Origin of the sequence: Corallococcus llansteffanensis (assembly GCF_003612055.1) — a bacterium.
GTDB lineage: Bacteria > Myxococcota > Myxococcia > Myxococcales > Myxococcaceae > Corallococcus > Corallococcus llansteffanensis.
In genome coordinates this window covers 1-5,192 of record NZ_RAWB01000650.1, presented here as the reverse complement: position 1 = coordinate 5,192, position 5,192 = coordinate 1, and the positions used below count along the sequence as shown (strand labels likewise).

Annotated in this window: 3 protein-coding genes; 1 reads left to right on the top strand and 2 read right to left on the bottom strand. The window is 73.2% G+C overall.

Features of this window, described 5'->3' with window-relative positions; genetic code table 11:
- Nucleotides 1-1,641, top strand: a 1,641-nt coding sequence (locus D7V93_RS37350; protein WP_147451543.1) for a lysophospholipid acyltransferase family protein, incomplete at its 5' end; no start/stop codon positions are given.
- A 26-nt stretch (nt 1,642-1,667) separates the two neighbouring features.
- On the opposite strand, the gene D7V93_RS37345 is transcribed toward D7V93_RS37350, so the two are convergent.
- Both D7V93_RS37345 and D7V93_RS45445 read right to left on the bottom strand, forming a co-directional pair.
- Entirely contained in the window at nt 1,668-2,546 is an 879-nt protein-coding gene (locus D7V93_RS37345) for a GGDEF domain-containing protein (protein WP_120647878.1), read from the bottom strand.
- A 97-nt stretch (nt 2,547-2,643) separates the two neighbouring features.
- Nucleotides 2,644-5,192: Ig-like domain-containing protein (locus D7V93_RS45445; protein WP_120647877.1), on the bottom strand; the 2,549-nt coding region annotated here is incomplete at its 5' end.

The window sequence follows — 5,192 nt, the reverse complement described above, 5'->3', positions numbered from 1 at the left end:
TCTCACGACGCCCCGCCCTCACGGCCGCAGGTGCTCGCGCAAGAGGTGCACGCCACGCGGCCCGAGGAGCGCAAGGTGGATCGCGCGCTGACGGAGGCGCTGGCGGCGGACGCGGCGGAAGCCGCCGCGAAGTCCGCGGTGGACGAGCTGCTCCCCGGCATTCCCGGCCGCGACCGGGACATCGAGCGCGTCCTCGCGACGGAGCTCGTCGCCGAGCTGGCCGAGTCCGCGGTGCGACAGGTCCTGGACGACGGCCGCGGCACCGCCCCTGAACGGGAGCTCGCCACCGCCATCGCAACCCAGGTCGCCGAGGCCACCGCCGGCGTCGCCGTGGACGAGGTGCTCGACCGCCAGGCCAGCAGCCCCGACGAGCGCGCCGTGCCCACCGCCGAGGACGGCGATGCGAAGGACCTCGACGAAGAAGAGGAAGAGGACGTGTGGACGGCCGACGCCTGGGAGCGCAACCCCAGCGCCGTCCCCCCGCCGCAGGACGCCGACGACGGGGAAGACCTGGCCGACGGCGTGGAGCGCGGCGAGGAGGACGGCGTGCACATCTCCGTCTCCATCATCGCGGGCGCGGCCCCGACCAACGTGGAGCCGGAGGTGGAGCTGCCCGACGAGTCCCACGACGAGCTGCCGCCCAGCCGCCGCGTACCGCTGATCCTCGTGACCGACGGCGAGGATGCCGACAGGTCGCGCCTGGACCGGGACGCGCCGGCCTTCAGCGCTCGGGAGGAGGCCCCTCCGCCCTCCACCTTCGCGGGCCGCGCCGCGGGCATGTTCTCGCTGGCGAAGGAGATCGCCGGACAGGCGCTCGCGAGCGAGGGCCTGGGCCGCGCCGTCGGCGCGATGCACGGTCTGGTGGAGGCGATGCGCACCAGCCTGGGCACCGGCGGCGGCAGCCGGCTGGACGACTACGGCAAGGACGCGGGGTTGGTGGAGAACCTCCAGCCCGTGCTCGACTTCCTCTACGAGCAGTACTGGCGCGTGTCCGTGGAGGGCGTGGATCAGGTGCCCCACGGCGCGGCCATCCTCGTCGCCAACCACTCCGGCGCCCTGCCCTACGACGGCCTCGTGATGTCCCAGGTGCTGCTGCGCGAGCGCCCCGACCTGCTCGAGGCGCGGTGGCTCGTGGAGGACCAGGTCTTCCACGCGCCCATGCTGGGCACCCTCTTCAACCGCCTGGGGGCCGTGCGCGCCTCGCCGGAGAACGCGCTGCGGCTGCTCGACGAGCGCCGCCCGCTGGTCGTCTTCCCGGAGGGCTACCAGGGCGCGAGCAAGCCGTTCGCGGAGCGCTACCGCCTCAAGCGCTTCGGGCGTGGCGGCTTCGTGAAGCTGGCCCTGCGCACGGGCGCGCCCATCGTCCCGGTGGCCATCGTGGGCGCGGAGGAGACGTCACCGCTGCTGGGCCGCATCCCCGGGGGCTTCCTCGGGTTCCCGTCCCTGCCGCTCACGTCACTGGGCCCGCTGCCGGCCAAGTGGACCATCCGCTTCGGCGAACCGCTGAGCATGGAGGGCCTGCCTCCGGAGTCCGCGGACGACCTGGGCGAGGTGCAGCGGCTCACCGAACGGACCCGCGAGTCCATCCAGGCCATGCTCCAGGCCCTGCTGCGCGAGCGCCGCTCCGTGTTCGCGGGCTGAAAAGCGCGGCGAAGGGACCGGGGGCGTCAGCCGCAGACGCGGTTGCGCCCCTGGGTCTTCGCCTCGTAGAGGCGCTCGTCCGCGGCGCGCACCAGCTCCGTGGCCTCGCGGTGCTGCGGCTCCAGCGTGGCCACGCCCACCGACAAGGTGACGGGGATGACCTGCTTGTCGAACTCGAAGCGCTGCCGCTCCACCAGCTTGCGCACCTTCTCCGCGAGCTGCCTCGCGCCGCCCAGGGAGATCTCCGGCAGGAGCATCGCGAACTCCTCGCCCCCGTAGCGGGCGAAGACGTCCTCACGGCGGATGCGCGTGCGCACCGTGGACGCCAGCTGCTTGAGGACCGAGTCGCCCGCGAGGTGGCCGAAGGTGTCGTTGACCTCCTTGAAGTGATCCAGGTCCAGCATCACCAGCGACAGCGTGCGCTCGTAGCGGCGGCTGCGGGAGACCTCGCGGTCCAGCTGCTCGTCGAAGTAGCGGCGGTTGTAGATCTGCGTCAGGCCGTCCATCGTGGTCAGCCGGTAGATCTCATCGTGGTACGCCGCCTCGATGTTGCCGCCCGCGATGAACTTGAAGATGGTGCGGCCAATCTTCACCAGGTCGCCGTTCTGCAGCGACCGGCCTCCCACCGCCACGTCGTCGTTGACGAACGTGCCGTTGGTGGAGCCCAGGTCCTCGATGCGCACGCCCTTGGTCGTGTTGGTGATCCGCGCGTGGTTGCGGCTCACCGCCTCCTGATCAATCTGGATGTCCGCCTTGGACGAGCGGCCGATCAGCGTCTCTTCCCGCTTCAGGTCGAACTTGCGGCCCAGGTCCAGGCCGTAGATGACCACCAGCGCCGCGTCCAGGTTGACGGGCCGCTCGGAGATCTTCGAGATGACGGTGACGACCGTCTCCTTCTGGCCCATGGCGTGGGCAAACGTATCACCGCGCAATTCGCGAAAGCGAATTCACCGCCGCGGCGACCGCCCTTTCGGGTCGCAGAAGCACTGACACCCCAACACGTCAGGGCACCCGCACCGTGCGCGCGGCCGAGACAGCCGGACGCAGCGGCAATCCCAGCCCGTCCACGAGTGAAGCCACGAGCACCACGTCCGCGCCCGAGCAGGCGACAGGCAGCGCGAGCGATACCTCGCCCGACCGCGTGGCCACGGCACTTCGCGACAGCAGGCCGTCGCAGCCCACGCCGCCACCCCGGATGCCCAACAGCACCCCGCCCTCGTCGGAGAGGGTGGAGCCCACCTGGAAGCCGTCCACCCGCACGCGCACGGTGGCGCCGCGAGGCAGCGACGCGCCCTCGGGAGGCTCGACCCACGACACCTGGGGCCGGCCGTAGTCCAGCGTGGACACGGCGCGGGTCACCTGCGCGAGCGACTCGGAGGCCAGGCCGCCGGACTCGGCCAGCGTGGAGCTGCCGATGAAGCCGCCCTCGGCCGTGGCCACGGCCAGGGCCTCCACGGAGAGCGACGCGCGCGAGCCTTCGGTGTCGCCCTGGAAGGTGCGGTCCTCGAAGCCGGAGGGAGGCACAGGCAGTCGCACGCCAAAGAAGGCGCGGCGGCTGTCCATCCACACCGTCCAGCGCCGCCCGGCCGCGTTGGTGAAGGTCGCGCGCACGAGGGTGGCGGACGGCACCTGCGCGTCCATGCGCCACTCGCGGGGCATCAGGCCGTGCCACGGCGCCACGTCGGGGTTGTAGCGGGCGCCCTCCGGGATGCCGAGGAAGGCCGAGGGGAACGTCATCGGCTGCGTGCCGTCCGGATCAAAGCGGGGCGCCTCCAGGGCAGCCATCACCGCGCTGGTGGCGGTGCCCGGGGACACCTCCGCGCCCAGCGCGCCCGACGACGCGAGCGCGAGCAGCCGGTAGGGCTGCCCCTCCAGGCCGTGGTGGGCCGGAGCCATGCGCACGCGCACGAGCCCCGGCGCGGAGAGGCCCGGCAGCAGGTCCGTGTTCGGATCCGACGGGTTGGCGTTGACGGCGGCGCCCAGGCCCAGCGGCACCGTGCCCCGTCCGGGCGCGGCCACCGTGCCCAGCACCAGGGTGCGCGCCAGGTAGCTGTCGCGGAAGCGGGGCAGCGCCGGCACCCGCACCACGAACGGGAAGGCCAGCGGCACCTGGCGGAAGTCATACGCCACCGGCGTGAGCCGCGGCGGTTCGCCCGCGCCCGGAGGCCGCAGCGTGAACTGCACGTCGCGCGAGAGCGCGGAGGAGAACCGCCCCGACGGCGGCAGCGCGCGCGCCAGGAGCAGCAGCGGATCCGTGCCCGGATCCATCATCCCCGCCGGCAGCTCGCCCGTCGGCACCTGCGCGGTGAGGGCCCAGGCGGTGCGCGTGCCACAGGCGCCCGCTCGCATCGCCTCCTCCGGCTCCGACACGTCCGCGAGGCGCGCGTCACACACGCCGGCGATGCCGGGCGCCGTCACCGAGGGCTGCGCGGGGAGGCCCAGCCCGCTCAGCCAGACGTTGGCCGGCACCTCGAACGGGCGGACCATGCCGCCCAGGCGCAGCTCCGCCTGCCGCTCGGGCCCCAGCACCTGGCCGGGAGCCGCCTCCGACAGGAGCCCTGGCACCGACAGCCCCATGAACCCCAGGGCCAGCGCGTCACCCGCACCCACCGGGGCGAAGTTGCCGAACGTGCCGCGCACCCCACCCTCGCGGTCCGTCGGGTTGCGGCGCAGCGACAGTCGCAGATCGCGAGTGCCCGCCGTGGAGTAGTGGGCCAGGGTGACGTAACCGAAGTCCGGGTGGAAGACGGACACGCCGACGTCGCCCTGAGCGGCGAGCACGGCCACGCCGGACGCGTCCGTCGCCCCGCTGGCCGTCGCGAGGCCCAGCAGGTCCGACACCAGCACCGACGCCCCCGGGACCGGGTGTCCCGTGAGCGCATCCGTCACCAGCACCCGCACCTGCGCCTCGGCGACATGCGGCGGCAGCACGGTGACGCTCGCGTGGCAGGTGACGATGCCCACGCGGGCCTCCACCGCGTCGACCTCCGCGCCCGTCGTGGCCAGCGTGAACGTGGCGGTGGGGCCGCTGCCCTCCCCCGTCACCTGCGCGGCCATGGCCTTCCAGGTGATGCCCTCGCGCAGGACGAGCGGTCGCCCGCTGGCGTCGGACACCCAGGCCTCGAAGCGGACGGTGGTGCCCACGGGCGCGACGAGCCGCTCCGGCACCACGTGGCAGGACGCGACGGTGGACGCCGACGGAGGAGCGCCGCAGGTGCCGTCGCGACACACCTGGCCGGCCGCACAGCCGTCATCCCCGGTGCAGAGGGCCGGAACGCAGCGGCTCGCGTCGCAGCGACAGCCCAGCGACTGGGATTCACAGGCGAGGATGGCGTGCAGCTCGCCCCGGCGCTTCACCGAACAGTCGTCGTCACTCCGGCACGCGGCCTCGCAGCGCGACAGGGCGGTGTTGCAGAAGAACAGGGACGGATCCGCGCAGTCCTGATCCACCGTGCACGCTTCATCCACCTTGCCGTCCAGGATGCCGGGCAGCTCCGCGTCGGACATCCCGCAGCCCACGGCGCACGCCCACAGGCATGCGAGCACGAGGC